Raw genomic sequence first — 17,911 nt, 5'->3', positions numbered from 1 at the left:
GCTAATTATATATTTCCACGCACTACGTAGGTTGTAGCTTCGTCATACCCTCGCGTATTTAGTGCCTGGTAATTGGCTAATCTGCTTTTTTATGATTAAAGATAACAGAACTGAATGCAAATGTCCAAAATCCCAACCAAGCAGCTCAACCAGTTGATCCAATGATTGCTCTCCCTGTTCCAACAGATAAATCACACGTTGTTCATCTGGAGAGAGCTTAACCTCAGCGAATATCCCTCGCCCGGAAGGCTCGGTTGTTTCGGTCGAACGTCCTCTATTGTAAGGAAGTTGTTCTGCATTTGGCAAGCCCAATCGATACTCTTCCAATACATCTGCTGCACAAGTGACCAATTTGGCCCCTTGACGGATAAGATTGTGTGCTCCCCGACTTTTCGGCGATGTAATAGGTCCAGGGACTGCAAATACATCCCTGCCTGCTTCAAGCGCAGCATCTGCTGTAATGAGTGAACCACTGCGAATGTCAGCCTCAACAACCAATGTTCCCAGTGTCAGACCAGCAATGATTCGATTCCGTTCCGGAAATAATCCCTGGCGCGCTCGCGTACCTGGTGGATATTCCGACAAAAGCAGCCCCGTCTCCGCGATTCGTTCAGCGAGGCTTGTATTTTCGGGTGGGTATATATTATCAATCCCTGTTCCGAATACTGCAATCGTTTTTCCTTTAGCACGTAGTACTGCCTCATGACATACGCTATCAATACCGCGGGCAAGCCCGCTTACAATCGTCAGTCCTGCATTGCATAATTGCTCTGCCAGCTTTTCTCCAACTTTGCGCCCATACACGGTTGGCATACGAGTTCCCACCATGGCAATAGACGAATTGTGTAGCAAACTAACATCCCCTCGAGTATACATTACCCAGGGAGGTTGAACGGTTTCCTTCATTAATATGGGATAATTCTGATCCAGATAAGTAATAACCTCTATCCCCTGATTGTAAACGTGTTCTCTTTTACTCTCAATCCAGTCGATAGTAAATTGGCTAGTCAAACGTGCAGCCTGATCTTTGCGCAAACCTGCTGCGACCCAGTCGCTTTCCCCATAATTCAATAGATCGGTTAATTCATGTTGTCCCAGAATCAGTTTCGAGATTGTTTTCTTGCCAATACCCTCCATCTCATGTAACCCAAACAAGATCCATCGTTCTTCCATACCATAAACCTCCCAAAGCGGGAAGAGATCTTCCCCCATATTGTGTGTTAAGTGACCACGGAATGCAAGCGTTTACGCAGATGAGGGACAATTCCTCCCCCTTTTCCCGTAAAAAAACGCAAAAAAGCAACCCTTCGCCCTGTTCAAGGACAAAAGGTTGCTTACCTTTTCCGTAACCATAATAGTCGGTCTACCAGAAATAAATAATTTCCGAGCCGTTTCTTCTATTATAACGAAAAAGAATTAATGTGTCGTGCACAAATTCAAAATACCGCGTTCCTCAAGTACGCTCACCAAAGTCGAACCCATCTCAGCAGGAGTTGGTGCTACTTTGATTCCACATGATTCCAGCTTCGCAATTTTCTCTTTGGCTGTACCTTTACCGCCAGAGATAATAGCGCCAGCATGGCCCATCCGTTTGCCTGGAGGCGCTGTTACGCCACCGATAAAGCCAACAACCGGTTTGGTCATGTTTTCACGTACCCAATCTGCAGCATCCTCTTCAGCTGTACCACCAATCTCACCAATCATGATGACCGCATGAGTCTGTGGATCTTCATTGAACCGTTTGAGGATATCAATGAACTCCGAGCCTTTTACAGGGTCTCCCCCGATTCCTACAGCTGAAGATTGTCCAATACCACGTGTCGTCAGTTGATGAACGGCTTCATAGGTAAGTGTTCCACTACGGGAAACAACGCCTACGTGCCCTGCCATATGGATGTAACCAGGCATGATACCAATTTTACATTCTCCTGGTGTAATGACACCTGGACAGTTTGGTCCGATCAGGACAGTATCTTTACCTTCCATGAAGCGGTCAACCTTGATCATGTCAAGAACCGGAATACCTTCTGTAATACAGATGACGAGGTCCAGCTCAGCATCAACAGCTTCCATAATGGAATCTGCTGCAAATGCAGGAGGAACGTAAATGACGCTCGCTGTTGCGCCTGTAGCTTCCTTCGCTTCCTGCACAGTGTTAAACACCGGCAGACTAGCTACTGTACCGTCTTCCAACGTGATATCCACCTTAGTTCCGCCTTTACCCGGTGTAACTCCGCCTACCATCTGGGTTCCGTAGTCCAATGCGCCCTTCGTGTGGAACATTCCCGTTGAACCCGTAATGCCTTGCGTAATGACTTTTGTATTTTTATCGATCAAAATACTCACGTTGCTTCACATCCTTACGGTTATTTTTCAATTCCCGGACAGCTCCGGTACTAAGGAATGAACTTATTTTACGAGGGCAACAATTTTCTGTGCACCATCGGCCATGGAATCAGCAGGAACGATATTCAGGCCAGATTCACCCAGAATACGTTTGCCAAGCTCCACGTTAGTTCCTTCAAGACGAACAACCAGCGGTTTGGTCAGGCCAAGCTGCTTCGCGGCTTCAACAACACCATTGGCGATAACATCACAGCGCATGATACCACCGAAGATGTTAACAAAGATCCCAGCTACTTTGGCATCGGACAAGATAATCTTAAATGCTTCAGTCACCTTCTCCGTTGTTGCACCGCCCCCAACGTCAAGGAAGTTGGCCGGGTCTCCACCGTAGTATTTGATAATGTCCATCGTTGCCATCGCAAGTCCCGCACCATTGACCATACAGCCGATGTTGCCATCAAGTGCTATGTAGCTGAGGTCGTATTTGGAAGCTTCGATTTCTTTTTCATCCTCTTCATCCAGGTCACGCAGTTCCAAAATGTCTTTGTGACGGAACAGGGCGTTGGAGTCAAAGTTTAATTTCGCATCTAGCGCGATAACGTTTCCATCTCCGGTAACAACGAGAGGATTGATCTCGGCAATAGAGCAATCTTTTTCGACAAATGCAGTGTACAGCGCGAGCATGAACTTAACAGCTTTGTTCACCAGTTCATTCGGAATCTTAATGCTGTAAGCCAGTTTACGTGCCTGGAACACTTGCAATCCAATGGCAGGGTCAATGATTTCTTTGAAAATTTTCTCAGGTGTAGCTTCAGCTACTTCTTCAATCTCAGTACCGCCTTCTTCGGAAGCCATCATAACTACACGGCCTGTGGCACGGTCCACAACAACACCCACATAATACTCTTTGCGGATATCGCATCCTTCTTCAATCAGAAGACGTTTCACTTCTTTACCTTCTGGTCCAGTCTGGTGTGTTACCAATACTTTGCCCAGAATTTCGGAAGCATAGGCACGAACTTCATCCGTACTCTTTGCCACTTTTACGCCGCCGGCTTTACCCCGGCCACCTGCGTGAATTTGCGCTTTAACAACAGTCACCGGACTGCCCAGTGCCTCTGCGGCCGCAACCGCTTCATCGACTGTATAAGCAACCTTTCCGTTTGGAACGGTAACTCCATACTGTTTCAGTACTTCTTTTCCTTGATATTCATGGATATTCATTCTCGAATCCTCCTATCAACATGACTGCAACAAGGCGGGTTGGTAGACTAACAAAAGACAAATGTTGACTATTTTCACTTAAACCCAATTCATTGTAACACGTTTTTAAAACGCTTTCCTTAAAAAATTAATGTTTAATAGACAGTATTTTGATATGAGTATGATCCCATATTGTGAATGCTTGGGTATATATGGAAAAAACCTCAGCTAAAAACTGAGGTTTCCTTAATGCAAAACTACATTTTATTTTTTGGCTGCGTTAGTGTTGGTTTCATGAACTTTCTCCAGCAATCCTTTGAACTGACCCAGCAATGTTTCAAACTCTGTACTGTTCAAACACGCATCTCCCTGAATGGATTCAGGTATGGATAATGCCTTGTTCCGTAACTCACGGCCGGAGTCGGTTAATGTAATTAATACTTTTCGTTCATCCTGAGCCGAGCGTTCGCGATTAATAAGTCCTGCTGACTGCAAACGTTTGAGAAGTGGTGTCAACGTTCCCGAATCGAGATAGAGAGCCTCCCCGATCTCCTTAACCGTACATTCTTCACGTTCCCACAAAACCATCAACACCAAATACTGGGAATATGTTACGCCAAGTACCTCCAGATAAGGCTGGTACATCTTCGTAATCTCACGTGAACAAGCATATATGGCAAAGCATAATTGGTTATCCAGCTTCAAACTGTCAGTCTGCATATGTCTTTCTCACCTGCCTATTGTGCAATCTATTCCTAATAATACAGGAACTATAGATCTATACTATCACAAAATAGAAAAAAAACAGAATAATTGAGCACAAATGATTTTACTATTCAATTTAATTATGATAAATTAGATTGTGTAAAATATAAATATAATTAGATAATCAGCAGTTCATCCCCATGATTTTAACAACAATAATAGATAAGTCCATCGAACAGATTCACGCTTTCTCGGGCTAAATTTAATAAACATAATGAAAGTTTATACGTAACCATTTGCACCAAAGCCATTTAATGATTTCCTTCCAGAAATAAAATTCAGGGATCAGGAAAGATGACTACAGCAATGATAATGACAGGTTGACTCCATGATTCCTTTTATATAAAATGCTTAATAGAAGCTGAGGAAGCACCTTAATTCGTAGACTGGCCCGTATTATGCGGAGTCAAGAATCGAGTGAGGTGTTTCTTTGTTATGTACGGAAAATTACACAGTGCGTGTTTGTACGGAATCGATGGTGTTCTGATCGAGGTGGAAACCGATTTATCCAATGGTCTGCCACAGACATCCATCATCGGTTTACCGGATTCAGCCATTCGTGAGGCCGTTGAACGTGTCCGTGCAGCGATTAAAAACTGCGGATATCAGTATCCTTTACAGCGGATCACAATCAATCTGGCCCCCGCTGATCTGCGCAAGGAAGGATCTTCCTTTGATCTGGCCATTGCTATTGGTTTACTTATGACAAGCGGCCAGCTTGTACTTCCTCCCCAGGAACGGACACTAGTGGTTGGCGAACTGGCGTTGGACGGTTCGATCAGGTCCGTGCCGGGCATTTTATCCATGGTGGATCTGGCCAAACGACAAGGCTTTACGTCCGTGCTCCTGCCTTTGGATAACGTAGAGGAAGCGTCACTGATTCGAGGTATCCAGGTGTTTGGCATTCGTCATTTACAGGACATTGCTCCGGAAAACCCAGATCAACCCGCTAGATCAGTGGGAATACCAAATAATTCGAATGCAGGACCAGTCGTGTTGAAAAATTATGCCCACCTCGCAGCTCCTATAACTGACAAGACTCATAAGATGGCGGATAGGAAGCCGAGACAAACACCATTATTTGCAGATGACTATAGCGATGTTCTGGGGCAGCATCATGTAAAACGCGCGCTTATGATTGCTGCAGCCGGAATGCATAATATACTGCTCGTTGGACCGCCAGGCACGGGCAAAACGATGTTAATCAAACGGTTGCCTACCATCCTTCCACCTTTGTCAGAAGATGAAGCGTTAGAAGTAACCAAAGTATTAAGTGCCGCAGGCAAATTGAAAGAAGCGCCTCAAGGCCTGATTGCGGATAGACCTTTTCGCTCGCCTCACCATACAATATCCACTTCTGGTCTGATTGGAGGCGGTGGTATCCCAAAACCCGGTGAAGTGAGCCTTGCCCACCGGGGCATATTGTTTCTGGATGAATTACCTGAATTCCAGCGCCAAGTGCTGGAGGTATTAAGGCAGCCGTTAGAGGATCGCACAGTGACAATTAGTCGGGCTCGCGCTGCATTCACCTTTCCGGCCCAGTTCATGCTTGCATGTTCCATGAATCCCTGTCCCTGCGGTTATTTGTCCGCTCATTCGGAGGAGCAACGCTGCATATGTAGTCCAGCCCGTGTTGCCGCATACCGAGCCAAAATTTCAGGACCACTGCTAGACCGTATTGATCTTCAGGTTGAGGTTCCTCCACCAGGCGAGTGGCGCAAGTCTGCTGCTTCCCCTTCCTCTGAAGAAATGCAAGCAAAAGTGATCCACGCTCATCAAATTCAGGCTACACGTTATGCCAAAAGTTCGGTTCGTTGGAATAGCCAGCTTTCCGGCACGCTTTTGCGACGAACCATCCATCTCCCCCAAGAGGCAGAGCAACTGTTAGAGCAAACGCTGCAAACGTTAAACCTGAGCATGCGTGCACATGATCGGATTATCAAGATGGCACAGACAATTGCCGATCTGGACCATGAAGGTGAAATTGTGACAGCTCATGTGGCTGAAGCCATCCAGTATCGTCAACTGGATCTTAATTTATTTTGAAGCTATTTTAGAAGCATAAGGAGGAAAGAACAGGCCGATTTACCCAAAGGCAGTGAAATGGGCATGAAACTGCAGACAGCAGAGGAAGATCGAGAAGGATTCCTTATAGAGATTCTACAATTCGGATATGCCAACATGACAAAAAACGTACAAGCCCTTCTCTTCTGTGAAGAAAGGAACTTGTACGTAAATTTCCCTGTAACATAAGGGGATCGTATATAGCTAAGGTCTACAAATAATTTATTATTCAAAAAGAGTGAGTTTGTCCTTAGCTGGTGTGCGTTCTTTGGCAGACGGAATAACATCAGGGTATCCCATATAAATCATGCCTACAATCTTCTCTCCCGCCTCTATTCCAAGCGGTTTGCGGAATTTGGGGGCGTACAAGAATGGCTTGGTCACCCAGAATGTTCCAATGTCTTCACTCCAGGCTGCAAGCATAAAGTTCTGAACCAATGCACTGACCGCAGCGAAGTCTTCGTCCCAGATATTCTGTCTTGGATCTTCTTCCAGCACGACAAGCATAACGGATGGAACTTGCATAATATTGGCTGAGAATTTATTGTCTTCTCCCATTTCTGCATCAATAGCCTCAGCCAGTTTCTTCCGTCCATTTCCGGTAAACAACAAAAATCTCCAAGGTTCACGCAGCTTATGGTTAGGAGCCCAGACTGCGGTGTCCAGCAATTCTATAATCTGCTGTGTAGGAACAGCTTCTTTTTTGAATTTTTTCACCGTACGACGGTTTTGAATCGCATTTCTGACTTCATTTATTGTTTTCGTAGCTTTACTCATCGGCCGTACCTCCTGTTTATAATATGATTTGTAACCGTAACGATGGGTTACGGTCTGGAACAATTCGTTTATGACAAATCAAAAGATTAAAACGCCAGATTACATCCTTGATTATACACCCATCTGATCACGAGATTCAAAGGGAAGGCCTCGACTACTAGGGCTACAGGTATTAAAAACGGTAAAGACGGCTCCGAATCCTGATCTACCGAGGGCGATCATCATGTCGGAGCCGTCTAATTAAATTATCATCTTATACAAATCACACTATCATATCAATGATGAATCAATATGAACCCGCGCCTTCAAATGTGCCATTAACAAAATCCATTTTGTTGTACTTCTCCTGGTTACCTGCAACATCTGTACTGTAGTACTCTACCACCTTGACATCGGGAGCATAAAACTTGACGGGTCCTTCATAGTTCTTCCATTCTCCCCCATTGATTCGATATTGCGTTGTTTTAACGCCCGAACCTTTGACTTCGTCCGTTGCCTGAAGTCTGAATGTAAATCCTTTAATGTATACCTTCCCGTTCACAGTATCTGTAATAGGAACTAATCTGTACTTGGTTACTGGAGGTGTAATATCTGCATCCTTCTTAAGTACGATATTAAACGTATTATGATCTCCTTTTACAAGAGTAACGCTTAGGCTCGTTTTTAGATATCCTGCTGCTTCTCCCGTTATCGTTCTAGCCCCTGTTGGTACGCGCTTTATTAAATAGTTGCCTTGAGCATCTGTTGTTGCCGAACCTCCAGCATTAACTTTAGCCCCACTTACTGGATTGCCCGACTCATCTACAACTTTTCCCCGCACGTGTGCCGCCTCTGCCAAAACAACATCCATTCTCAAGGTTCCTCCCTCCCGGACACCCAAGCGATCCTGTTCATATAACATATAATCATCGGCATCCACCCATATTGCAATGTTCGGATTATAGGCGTAATCAATTCCTGTAACCGCATATCGACCTTGCTGATCAGTTTTCACTATACGATCAAAGACACTTGTTACTTTTATACGAGCATCTGGAACAGGTCTGCCTGCCTGATCTTTGACTGTTCCTACAATCGTGGATGGCTCATAAATATGAAAATCAAGCTGTATTTGCTCTCCACCGGACAATCCGTAGGAGCTATAGTGTCTGTACGTCACATAACCCTCTGCTTCAACTACAAAAGTAATGTCCGTATTGTCTTCAACGGACTCTATAATATGATACCGTCCATTCCCATCCGTCTTCACGCTTTTCTCTGACATATCCCCACGATAATTAAGCCAATACTTGACAGTAGCGTTCTGGACAGGTAATCCCTGACGATCAATAACTTTACCTGATACACTTGCCTGTGTAGACGGATCGGCTGCATAAGAAACTCCGGAATACATGATTCCAAACAAAATGAAACATAAAGATAGTGTACTTAGTCGAATGATCCATTTGATACTTGTCTGCATCTTCTCACTACACCTCACCATTTATTTTATTGATCAAACATTCCTCTTTAACTTCTTAAATTAACTGACCATAAGCTCAAGCTTCCAGAATTCTCCGTCCCAAACATATTGCCAAATCCCCTGTCCACCGTTCATGGTCTCGCTGATATCCAGCACTTCCATCCGAGGGCACTCCCATACTTGTTTTACTGTGTTGTTCGAAGTATTCTGAAACTCTTTCATACATCCCACCAACCTCTCTTTAAATTTCAACTTTCTTATTTTATTACAAATGTTACATTTTGTATCTATAAATTTCTGAAATACAATGATTTTATTATCAACGCTCTATCCTCTGTTTTCTGATTTCATAGTTAAATCAAAAAAAGCCGCAGCTCCTGTATAAATAGGAACTACGGCTTTAGTATATTAACTAATTTTAAAACTAAAACGAATGCAAAGATAAGACATAATTAAACTTACTGACCGAATCACAGTAAAAAGATACATTTCGTATCACATAATACAATAATAACTTCTAGTGTAATTCTTAAAAAGCATTAACAATATGATTCACAGAGACAGTTTTCCCTGCTTGATCAAGCATTACGGCAATTACATCAAAACGGATCTGAAGTTCCGTCTCTCCCGTCATTTGCAAATATACGGATGCGGTTGAACGTACCTGCTGCATTTTACGCATATCAACCGATTCCTGAGGTGTACCGTACTGAGCAGCTCCACTTCTGCTTCTTACTTCTACAAAGACAAGCAAGCCCTCGTAGGAAGCAATGATGTCAATCTCACCGCTACGGCAACGCCAGTTCTGTCTAATGATTCGATAATCGTGGTCTCGCAACCATTGACAGGCAGCCTCTTCACCTAATCGGCCTTTCTGCTGTCGTGTGAGCTTTAATCCTGGCTCCTGACCCAATCTACGTTCTACCATGGCTCATTTTCCTCACGTCCTGAGGCCATTCGATCTGCACGGTAGACGTACGTTAGCACCTCTGCGACCAGTTGATACAGTTCTGCCGGAATCTGTTCATCCAGATCCAACTTGGAGAGCACCTCCACAAGTGCTGCATCCTCCTGAACAGCCACGCCGTTTTCTCTGGCTTTATCCAGAATGGCTTCTGCCACTTTGCCGCGCCCCTTGGCTACAACAACAGGTGCTTCACTCTCTCCAGGGACATACTTTAGGGCAACCGCCTTTTTGGAAAGCAGGTCCGGTTGTGACGACTCGTCTTTCATACCTTCAAGTCCACCCCTTTGTATCGTTCAGGACTATAGTCCGAGGCCCGCGTTTTTCGTTCCGCGCCCGGCTCCTGGCCCGCAGGCCACGGTTCCGCCTTGAAGGTCAGCAGTTGATAGCCCAGCTTGTCCAATGCATGATGGATTACCTCTCGTCCGCTCTCCAGGAGCGCTCCCATTCCTTCGCGATCATTTAATACACGCAGACTGACAATGTTATTAACCACATGGACATCTACCAGAGTAGGCCCAAGACTTTTCATGTCCAGATCAAACCATAGACGGCAGTTGGACGCATCCAGCTCTCCACGAGATCCACGACGTGATTGAATCTGAACAGACGCCGTTTCTTCCCCGTCCGGTCCAGTGATCGGAATAAACCAGTGCATCTGTGCAAATGTAGCACTGCGATCTGTCGTTAGCAATAACTGCTGACCTGTCAGATATTGCACGGCCTGTCCGGCGGCATCCTTAAGCGCCGCCGGTGCACCTTCGCTGCTGGCAAGCTGCAGCAGCAAGCCCTTCAGCGTGTCCGCATTTGCCGGACTCGCCGCATCTCCCACGCGCGGCTGCACTGCCGCGCCGTGAACGGCCTGCTGCTCGTGCTCCGCACCGAGCAGCTTCAGCACGCGCCCCACCCACGGGTCCCCCTCGTGGGTGACAGGCGCGTGCACTGCCGCAGCTCCCGCAGGTGCTGCGGCAGTACCGCCAGCCGGCGGCGCATCAGCGCCGGCTGGCAACGGCTGTGGCACGCCTCCGGCAACCGCAGCCGCCTGGCCGCCCTGCGATGCAGGGGCGGCCAGTGCTGCCGCACCAGGCTGTGCCGGTGCGGCAGTGGACGCGCTGCGCAAGGCGTCCAGCAGCGCCAGCAGCTTGGGCGCCAGCTGCGCTGCCGTAGGCGCTGCTGGCGCCGCCTGGACTGCTGCGGACGGTGTCCCCGCAGCAGCAGGCGTTTCAGCGCGACCGTCAGTCCGCCCGGCCGCGCCTGCTTCAGGCTGGCCCGCAATTACACGGCCAGCCACAGATTCAGTAGCCGCCCCCGCTGTACCCGGGCGGCTCCCAGCCTGCCCCACGTCAGCCCCGCGCGGGCTCTCTCCAGGTATTCCGGTTCCAGACGGAATACCTGCGCCTCCTTTGCCAGCCGTTTCAACGTTGCTGACAACTGCCTTGGCCCCGGCTTCAGCATTTCCTGTGCCTCCGCCGGTCTGCACGTTTCCTTTCACCGCAGTACCTGCATCGTCTGCCCCGCCATCCGTCATGGATATAGATCCCGCCAATGCCGCTTGTCCTTGTTGCGTTGACAAAGCAGGCGTTCCGGTTCCAGTCACCTGACGACCATTGCCTGATGCAGCCAATCCTTCTTCCGTCTGTGAAGCATTCGGTACAACAGGTGCACCAGCCATGACTGCTGGTTTCAACGTAGCAGATTGCTCTCCAGGCAATACCGGTTTACCTGTTGTTTGAGTAAGCATCGTTTCCAACTGGTCAGCCAGCCCACTTAACAACTGGTGCAGAGGGGGGCCAAACACCGTCTGGTGTAATCCTTTTACTGTTTCCGCCGTAACCGGAAGACCACGCTGAAAAGCAATCCCTGTCGCCTGCACCCATTCTTCCACAGGGACCTGTGCGGGTTTGGCAGTCATCATATTCTGGACCATAGCCACATTATCCTTCGTTAGCGGCAATCCACTACGCTGCATGGCAAGTAACAGTTCCCGGTTCCCTTTTGTATCCGGCAGTCCTACATCCTTAAGCAGGTTGTTCAGCGAAGCTTGTGGCAGCTCAGCAAGTGTACCCGTCATAGGTTTCATTACCGTTATGCCATTTTCACCTGGAGGCTGCACTTGAAGCAACGTGGTCTCACCCGGACGGAGTGGAGTCTCCAACTTGGCGCGCACCTGCACCCCTTGAATCTGCAGAACTGCTTCTCCTCCATCATCGGATACACTAACGACGGAGCCACGAACCACCTGACCTTCCTTTAATTCAAGCGGTTTGGCATTGCCGGGCTTACTGTCTCCCATTAACCCCTTTATCATGGAACCGATATTCAAATCTCTCCCCCTCCTTCCTTCAAACCTGTGTTAAAACAACGATTGCTGCTCTCCAAGCAGGTTGCCCAGAAAACTGCGTCGATGCATCGGGGTTGCCCCCAATGCCATAATTTGCTCCCGATGAACTTTTGTTGCATATCCTTTATGTATCGACAAACCATATTCCGGATATAACGTATCCCATTCTTCCTTACAAAGCCGATCTCGCGTTACCTTAGCAATAATAGATGCCGCTGCGATCGATTGACTATTAGCATCACCTTTAATAATGGACAGTTGAGGTACATTCACATCCACCTTCTCGGCATCCACCAGCATATAATCAGGAGTTTCTCCCAATGCTTCAACCGCACGTTTCATCGCAAGTCTCGCAGCTTGTTTGATGTTAAGCCGATCAATTGTCTCTGCATCCGCGTACCCGATACCTACCGCCAGCGCTTTTTCCATAATGATGTCATATAATGCATCCCGTTTTTTCTCCGTTAATTTCTTGGAGTCATTCACGCCTTCCAGGATGAGATCCTTCGGTAAAATAACCGCCGCTGCGACAACATCCCCAAACAAACATCCCCGTCCCACCTCATCAATACCAGCAATACGTTCAAATCCACTGTCCCAATACTCCCGCTCATAGAGCAACAGATCTCGAGGTTCACTGACTTCTTTTTTCTTCTTTGGTCCAATCGGAGTATCCAGTAGATTCAACCCGATCTCTTCATTATTTTCAACCATAACGCTCATCTCCTCTACCCACGCTTTTTCAGCATACGTATCACTTACAACTTTTTATAATATAGACGTAGATCCTCTGTCTTTTGTTCTGTACAACCTGTCTCTCTCAGTAAAACTTTTCCTTGAGATTTACAATATAAAGATAGTGATGTCTTCATTTATCGGTATTTGATGGTTTAAATTGAATATATCAGACCTCGTCTAATTTAAATTGCACCACCATTTATCATAGCACGATTTAGATGCACCTGATATATAGGTCAGCCAATTCCATAAAGCGTACTGTTCTTCAATCCTCTTCCATTTTATCGTTTTCGACGTATGTTCCAGCTCTACTTCCGCGTTTGTATACACAAAAAAACGACCGCTCCCGGTAATCCGGTAACGGCCGCTTCTTTCGGCACTTGTACATATGAAATGAACAGATAAAGATAATAATCTCCATCGTGTAGAGTCCATTTTTTTAATAGGGAGCTTCCATAGAGAAACGTCCCATTTTACCCGCTCGCAGTTCACGCAGAAATGCTCGTGATGCCTTTTCCAGATCAATACGTCCACCGCTTACAATGCAACCACGTATACGGCCGACTTGTTCCATAATCGCAATAACACTGTCTGAATCATCTGCATCCTTGGAGAACTCCTGAAGTCCGTATCTCTCTTCAAGGGCGTCCCAGTAATAACGCATCAGGTAACTGATTCCAAAAAAGGCGATATCCTCTGCATTCAAAATTTCCTCTTTGATCGCACCAGTTACGGCAAGACGATAACCTACATTTTGATCTTCGAACTTAGGCCAAAGAATACCTGGAGTATCCAATAACTCCATTTCTTTGCCTACCTTGATCCACTGTTGCCCCTTCGTCACACCAGGACGATCTCCTGTTAACGCAATACTCCGTCCAGCCAGTCGGTTAATCAGTGTTGATTTACCTACATTGGGAATCCCTACGATCAACCCGCGAACCGCACGAGGATTAATCCCTTTAGCAATTTGACGGTCAATTTTTTCTTTAAGAAGAAGCTTGGCCTGCACGGGAATATCTTTAACATTGGTTCCCGTCGAAGCATCTACAGGAAAAGCGGTAATTCCTTCTTTTTTGAAATATTCAATCCATTCTTGCGTCACTTTTGCATCTGCCAAATCCGATTTGTTCAACAAAATCATCCGGGGTTTATCCAGCAATATTTCGTCAATCATTGGATTACGGCTGGAGACAGGCAGACGGGCATCCAATAGTTCGATGACCACGTCGATGAGCTTTAACTTATCCTGAATCTGGCGTCTGGCTCGAGTCATATGACCTGGAAACCATTGTATCGTCAACTTGTCTTCACCTCATTATTTACTTCAATTTCAGTGGTTGATCCACTTAATCTCACCGATCGGCCAGAAAATCACATCTGCACGACCAATAATATCTTTTAAAGAAACATAACCAATCATACGGCTGTCTGTACTATTTGGACGGTTATCTCCCATGACAAACACATGACCTGCCGGCACTTTGCCATCAGGGAACTGTTCATTCGGGAAATCCTTCACGTTATAGGTTCCACCATTTGCTTCAGCTGCATCAATGGCTCCTTGAATATACGTTTCATCAACCTTTTTACCGTTAACCATCACGGTATCGTCTTGAACCTCAACGGTATCACCTTCTACAGCAATAACACGTTTAATGAAATCTCGACCTTCGGATGGTACGTGGAAGACGATAACTTCACCGCGCTTCGGTTCTCTGATATCATATAAGATTTCGTTGACGATCACACGTTCACCCGTTTCAAAGTTCGGCTGCATGGACGGACCGTCCACAACAAACGGTTTGAAGAGCAACCACCGAATGAGAATGACGAGAACTAATGCGATAACAATGGCTTTAAGCCATTCAACAATTTCATTTTTGGCTTTTTTGGACCGACTGTTTTTCTCTTCGGCAGGATTGCCCCGGTCATGTTGAACTTCTTGTTCCATTCAAGATCTTCCTCTCTTCACAGTACATGTTTATAGCAGTACACACATCCAGCATTCTGTATCGTTCCAATAACTCAATGGATGGATACAAAACATTCACATCAGTTATGTAATCTTACACCAAGCATTACAGTACATTTAATCCACAATTCAAATGTTATCAATAACTGATTTTACAAGCCTCCCGGACTATTCCCCGCATGTGTTGCCATACCATTTTACTCGGAAGTGTACCTCCGGTTCAACTTTTCCCGGACAAAAACGAAAAGGGCTTGTCTCCAAGCCCTTCCCGGTATCCGTTATATTAACGAATTTCTTTAATTCTCGCTGCTTTACCGCGTAGTTCACGAAGATAATAAAGCTTCGCACGACGAACTTTACCACGGCGAGCCACTTCGATTCTATCGATTTTAGGGGAATGAAGCGGGAAAGCTCTTTCCACACCTACACCGTAAGAAATTTTACGAACTGTAAAAGTCTCACTGATTCCACCACCACGGCGTTTAATCACAACACCTTCGAACAATTGGATACGCTCGCGAGTTCCCTCGATTACCTTAACGTGCACTTTCAAAGTGTCACCAGGACGAAAACTCGGAAGATCCTTGCGAAGTTGTTCTTGTGTAATCGCTTGAACGATATTCATCTATGACTCCCTCCTTCCATACAGGCGTTCATACTTCTTCCAGAGATCACCTTGTCTCCTTCATCATCCATAGAGGACCGCCGTATTCCACATAACAGACTTATTGTATCACGCAGCATATCAAAACACAAGAGAAATTAAACAAATGCCTATTGATTAATCTGCCACTCTGAAACTCATCCATCACATGTTAACTTCATTCTAAAATACATTCTCCCGTATGGAAAGTGAATGAACGCTCTCATCTGCAAGTCAACCTGATACAGGAAAAAATACTGTAACTTCCAGTGTAGTAATATCGTCTATGATATAACTTATTGACCACTTTAAAAGGAGAATCCCAAGACTTATGAAATATTGGAAAAAGATCACACTTGCCCTACTCGCCATGCTCACATGCTCCATTACACTATATTCATATGCCGTCACTCACCCAACGAATGCACTGTCACACAAAGCCTGCACATCCTGGGACATAGTCAAACGCAAAGCATTCGAGCTGTCACACACTGACTTCTCTAACCAATCTGCGCTGGATCGTTCTACCTTTAGGATTGAACAAGGTACCGCTACAGAAGTTCCTGTGCTGATGTATCATTACATAGAGCCCAAATTGAATAATCACGAGACAGATAACAAATCCATCATTAATCTGGAGGATTTTGAGCAAAATATGAAATACCTGCATGATGAGGGCTACCAAACGATTACACTGGATCAGCTTGAGCAATATGTTAGCGGGAAGATTTCCCTGCCACAGAAGTCCATTGTGATTACCTTTGATGATGGATACCAGAACAATTATACTTTAGCTTATCCTGTGCTTCGGAAATATAATTTTCATGCCTCGCTGTTTGTCATAGGCAGTAAAATTCAGGATCAACCTTCGGTGTTTGAGCCCGCCATCAACAGTTTCATCTCCAAGCCAGAGATGCAGGCAGCAACAGACGTATTTGAATTCAACAGCCATACCTATAACCTGCATCATAAGGGATTTATGCGCTGTGGGAACAGCGTACCTGTCGGTCTGGACACCAGTCTTCTGGATGATGATATCCAGCATATGAAGCAAACCGGAATAGACACACCTTATCTGGCCTATCCTTTTGGTTATACCAGTACACAGATGATCTACAAGTTACAGCAACATGGATATCGCATGGCTTTTACCGTAAAGTCTGGATTTGTGCATCCAGGAGATCATCCCATGAAGCTGCCTCGCTTGACGGTCACGACAGGTACTGATTTGGCGACCTTGCTTCAACCCGAATCCAGTCCGCAGAATGGATTACCTGCATCGGAGAATGACCAGTGAAACCTAGAGTTTAACTTCACCGCCTGGATATAGAGTCGAGCTATACAGCCTTTTAAGCTGTGGCTTGGCTCTTTTTGCATCCAGTAGTGATAATGTCATCGGAGAACTAGAATAAATCACTGCTTCCTCTGCGTCATAGATAATGATCTGTTCTTTCCCCGTCTGAACCAGGTCTGCATGTACCGCATATCCCTCTTTCGGGAATTCAGTAACCGTTTTCATATCTCCATCTACCAAAGTAGGCAACACATCTCCACCTCGGCGATACGCCAAAATATAATCGAGTTCACCTTCATCCCAGTTACATACAGGCTCTATAATGGTTAACCAGCCACGAGTCGTGCGGTTTTCTTTCCATATTTCTTGCCCTGCGCTATCCAGCATGAACATTCCATCCTTACCATGCTCATCCCCTCGGACAATCCGGTCCAGGCCTGCAATCTGTAAACCTTCCATTCCAGTACAAAAATGACCTAATGCAATATGCTGTGATTCAATCGAATCTTCATAACGCCATTTCTCATTTCCATAGCGGTCCATCATGACCGTAACACTGCCACCGATAACAATCTCGACTTCCCCATCACCATCAACGTCACCAAACCATATACAGTCAGCATGATCATCGAGATTATGACAAGACCATAACAACGTCCCATCATGATCCAGCATGTCATATCCGGCCATCACTTCATCTTTCCCATCTCCATCGATGTCATATACCCATGGAAAATGTCCCGGATTCCCTTCATGCTTCCATAACAAATTAAAATCATGGTCGAGTGCCCATAACGTCTTATAGCGGTCTTTCAGTATAATGTCCATTTTCTGCTGGTTACCCGTCAGGTTGGTGAGAATAATGCAGTCATGTGCTTCATCACCTGGCAGATCACGTGTTTCTTTAATCTCTCCGGTCCGGCCATCCAACACGAGAAATTGTTTGTCCATGACACACAATACTTCATTATTTCCATCTCCATCCCAATCTGCGACCTGAGCGGGATAGTCTGAACCCGGACCCCCTGCATCGGGATCAGGAGTTCCGACCTGCCATAGTAATGTTCCTTCCAGATCAAATGCAGTCAAACAACATACCTGATGCGGGACGTAGCGATCGTCTATACCCCCATCTGCCTGTACCAGCAACATTTCAAGTCTGCCATCCCCGTTTAGATCTCCCAAAAGCATTTTGCAGCGTTCTCCGGCTTGGCTAATATTTAGTCTGGCAATTTCATAAGGCTGAATGCTCATCATCTTCCTCCTCAGCTTATCGTTGTTATTCAAATCCAGCTGAGTTCACCATAAAGAAAACCCCTGTTTTTTACAACCCTATTAT

At 45.8% G+C, this 17,911-nt stretch carries 17 protein-coding genes; 2 read left to right on the top strand and 15 right to left on the bottom strand.

The window, feature by feature from the left end:
- Window positions 1–42 precede the first annotated feature (42 nt).
- The 4 genes from dprA to MHH92_RS10960 form a co-directional block, all read right to left on the bottom strand.
- Window positions 43–1,173 (bottom strand): DNA-processing protein DprA, encoded by a 1,131-nt coding sequence (gene dprA, locus MHH92_RS10975; RefSeq protein ID WP_340903705.1) that lies wholly within the window; start codon window positions 1,171–1,173, stop codon window positions 43–45.
- A gap of 243 nt (window positions 1,174–1,416) precedes the next feature.
- Window positions 1,417–2,346: a succinate--CoA ligase subunit alpha gene (gene sucD / locus MHH92_RS10970; protein ID WP_047842471.1), complete on the bottom strand. Its 930-nt coding sequence runs from the start codon at window positions 2,344–2,346 to the stop codon at window positions 1,417–1,419.
- A gap of 63 nt (window positions 2,347–2,409) precedes the next feature.
- Window positions 2,410–3,570, bottom strand: coding sequence for an ADP-forming succinate--CoA ligase subunit beta (gene sucC, locus MHH92_RS10965; RefSeq protein WP_036609384.1), 1,161 nt, complete (start codon window positions 3,568–3,570; stop codon window positions 2,410–2,412).
- Between the two features lie 243 nt (window positions 3,571–3,813).
- Complete coding sequence (locus MHH92_RS10960; RefSeq protein WP_036609387.1) at window positions 3,814–4,269, bottom strand: MarR family winged helix-turn-helix transcriptional regulator; 456 nt, start codon at window positions 4,267–4,269, stop codon at window positions 3,814–3,816.
- Window positions 4,270–4,749: 480 nt separating this feature from the next.
- Between MHH92_RS10960 and MHH92_RS10955 the strand changes: the two genes are divergently transcribed.
- Window positions 4,750–6,360 carry a YifB family Mg chelatase-like AAA ATPase gene (locus MHH92_RS10955; RefSeq protein WP_340903702.1) on the top strand — a complete coding sequence of 537 codons (1,611 nt, stop codon included), beginning with the start codon at window positions 4,750–4,752 and terminating at the stop codon, window positions 6,358–6,360.
- Between the two features lie 243 nt (window positions 6,361–6,603).
- Here MHH92_RS10955 and MHH92_RS10950 read toward each other — a convergent pair whose 3' ends face one another.
- The 10 genes from MHH92_RS10950 to rplS all read right to left on the bottom strand — a co-directional run bounded on the left by MHH92_RS10950 (window position 6,604) and on the right by rplS (window position 15,260).
- Window positions 6,604–7,155, bottom strand: a complete 552-nt coding sequence (locus tag MHH92_RS10950; RefSeq protein WP_105598201.1) for a nitroreductase family protein — start codon at window positions 7,153–7,155, stop codon at window positions 6,604–6,606.
- A 286-nt stretch (window positions 7,156–7,441) separates the two neighbouring features.
- A complete protein-coding gene (locus tag MHH92_RS10945; protein WP_340903697.1) occupies window positions 7,442–8,617 on the bottom strand; it encodes a carboxypeptidase-like regulatory domain-containing protein in 1,176 nt (391 codons plus the stop codon).
- Window positions 8,618–8,677: 60 nt separating this feature from the next.
- A complete protein-coding gene (locus MHH92_RS10940) occupies window positions 8,678–8,839 on the bottom strand; it encodes a paeninodin family lasso peptide (RefSeq protein ID WP_133120486.1) in 162 nt (53 codons plus the stop codon).
- A 307-nt stretch (window positions 8,840–9,146) separates the two neighbouring features.
- Entirely contained in the window at window positions 9,147–9,545 is a 399-nt protein-coding gene (locus MHH92_RS10935; RefSeq protein WP_340903694.1) for a YraN family protein, read from the bottom strand.
- Entirely contained in the window at window positions 9,539–9,850 is a 312-nt protein-coding gene (locus MHH92_RS10930; protein WP_340903692.1) for an EscU/YscU/HrcU family type III secretion system export apparatus switch protein, read from the bottom strand. Before MHH92_RS10930 ends, MHH92_RS10935 begins: the two co-directional genes overlap by 7 nt.
- Window positions 9,847–11,904: a DNA ligase gene (locus MHH92_RS10925; RefSeq protein WP_340903690.1), complete on the bottom strand. Its 2,058-nt coding sequence runs from the start codon at window positions 11,902–11,904 to the stop codon at window positions 9,847–9,849. The genes MHH92_RS10930 and MHH92_RS10925 overlap by 4 nt, the downstream gene beginning before the upstream one ends.
- A 30-nt stretch (window positions 11,905–11,934) precedes the next feature.
- On the bottom strand, window positions 11,935–12,636 hold the full coding sequence (locus MHH92_RS10920; protein WP_083669772.1) for a ribonuclease HII: 702 nt from the start codon (window positions 12,634–12,636) through the stop codon (window positions 11,935–11,937).
- A 463-nt stretch (window positions 12,637–13,099) separates the two neighbouring features.
- On the bottom strand, window positions 13,100–13,963 hold the full coding sequence (ylqF, locus tag MHH92_RS10915) for a ribosome biogenesis GTPase YlqF (protein ID WP_017689210.1): 864 nt from the start codon (window positions 13,961–13,963) through the stop codon (window positions 13,100–13,102).
- A 30-nt stretch (window positions 13,964–13,993) separates the two neighbouring features.
- Complete coding sequence (lepB, locus tag MHH92_RS10910) at window positions 13,994–14,614, bottom strand: signal peptidase I (protein WP_017689211.1); 621 nt, start codon at window positions 14,612–14,614, stop codon at window positions 13,994–13,996.
- Between the two features lie 304 nt (window positions 14,615–14,918).
- The gene (gene rplS, locus MHH92_RS10905; protein WP_017689212.1) at window positions 14,919–15,260 is read right to left on the bottom strand and encodes a 50S ribosomal protein L19; all 342 of its coding nucleotides are present in this window, start codon (window positions 15,258–15,260) and stop codon (window positions 14,919–14,921) included.
- Window positions 15,261–15,609: 349 nt separating this feature from the next.
- On the opposite strand from rplS, the gene MHH92_RS10900 reads away from it, so the two are divergent.
- The gene (locus MHH92_RS10900; RefSeq protein WP_340903687.1) at window positions 15,610–16,575 is read left to right on the top strand and encodes a polysaccharide deacetylase family protein; all 966 of its coding nucleotides are present in this window, start codon (window positions 15,610–15,612) and stop codon (window positions 16,573–16,575) included.
- 3 nt (window positions 16,576–16,578) lie between these two features.
- Here MHH92_RS10900 and MHH92_RS10895 read toward each other — a convergent pair whose 3' ends face one another.
- The gene (locus MHH92_RS10895) at window positions 16,579–17,826 is read right to left on the bottom strand and encodes a hypothetical protein (RefSeq protein ID WP_340907662.1); all 1,248 of its coding nucleotides are present in this window, start codon (window positions 17,824–17,826) and stop codon (window positions 16,579–16,581) included.
- Between the last annotated feature and the right edge of the window lie 85 nt (window positions 17,827–17,911).

This window comes from Paenibacillus sp. FSL M7-1414 (assembly GCF_038003195.1).
Lineage (GTDB): Bacteria > Bacillota > Bacilli > Paenibacillales > Paenibacillaceae > Paenibacillus > Paenibacillus amylolyticus.
Note: the sequence above shows the minus strand (reverse complement) of the source record. Positions and strands in the feature narration are given on the sequence as shown.

What these genes read in the sequence shown, in the direction of transcription:
- dprA (WP_340903705.1), bottom strand. Translation starts at nt 1,173, where the DNA reads ATGGAAGAACGATGGATCTTGTTTGGGTTACATGAGATGGAGGGTATT.
- MHH92_RS10935 (WP_340903694.1), bottom strand. Translation starts at nt 9,545, where the DNA reads ATGGTAGAACGTAGATTGGGTCAGGAGCCAGGATTAAAGCTCACACGA.
- MHH92_RS10900 (WP_340903687.1), top strand. Translation starts at nt 15,610, where the DNA reads ATGAAATATTGGAAAAAGATCACACTTGCCCTACTCGCCATGCTCACA.
- MHH92_RS10940 (WP_133120486.1), bottom strand. Translation starts at nt 8,839, where the DNA reads ATGAAAGAGTTTCAGAATACTTCGAACAACACAGTAAAACAAGTATGG.
- MHH92_RS10920 (WP_083669772.1), bottom strand. Translation starts at nt 12,636, where the DNA reads ATGGTTGAAAATAATGAAGAGATCGGGTTGAATCTACTGGATACTCCG.
- MHH92_RS10895 (WP_340907662.1), bottom strand. Translation starts at nt 17,826, where the DNA reads ATGAGCATTCAGCCTTATGAAATTGCCAGACTAAATATTAGCCAAGCC.
- MHH92_RS10945 (WP_340903697.1), bottom strand. Translation starts at nt 8,617, where the DNA reads ATGCAGACAAGTATCAAATGGATCATTCGACTAAGTACACTATCTTTA.
- sucC (WP_036609384.1), bottom strand. Translation starts at nt 3,570, where the DNA reads ATGAATATCCATGAATATCAAGGAAAAGAAGTACTGAAACAGTATGGA.
- MHH92_RS10950 (WP_105598201.1), bottom strand. Translation starts at nt 7,155, where the DNA reads ATGAGTAAAGCTACGAAAACAATAAATGAAGTCAGAAATGCGATTCAA.
- MHH92_RS10930 (WP_340903692.1), bottom strand. Translation starts at nt 9,850, where the DNA reads ATGAAAGACGAGTCGTCACAACCGGACCTGCTTTCCAAAAAGGCGGTT.
- MHH92_RS10955 (WP_340903702.1), top strand. Translation starts at nt 4,750, where the DNA reads ATGTACGGAAAATTACACAGTGCGTGTTTGTACGGAATCGATGGTGTT.
- lepB (WP_017689211.1), bottom strand. Translation starts at nt 14,614, where the DNA reads ATGGAACAAGAAGTTCAACATGACCGGGGCAATCCTGCCGAAGAGAAA.
- MHH92_RS10960 (WP_036609387.1), bottom strand. Translation starts at nt 4,269, where the DNA reads ATGCAGACTGACAGTTTGAAGCTGGATAACCAATTATGCTTTGCCATA.
- rplS (WP_017689212.1), bottom strand. Translation starts at nt 15,260, where the DNA reads ATGAATATCGTTCAAGCGATTACACAAGAACAACTTCGCAAGGATCTT.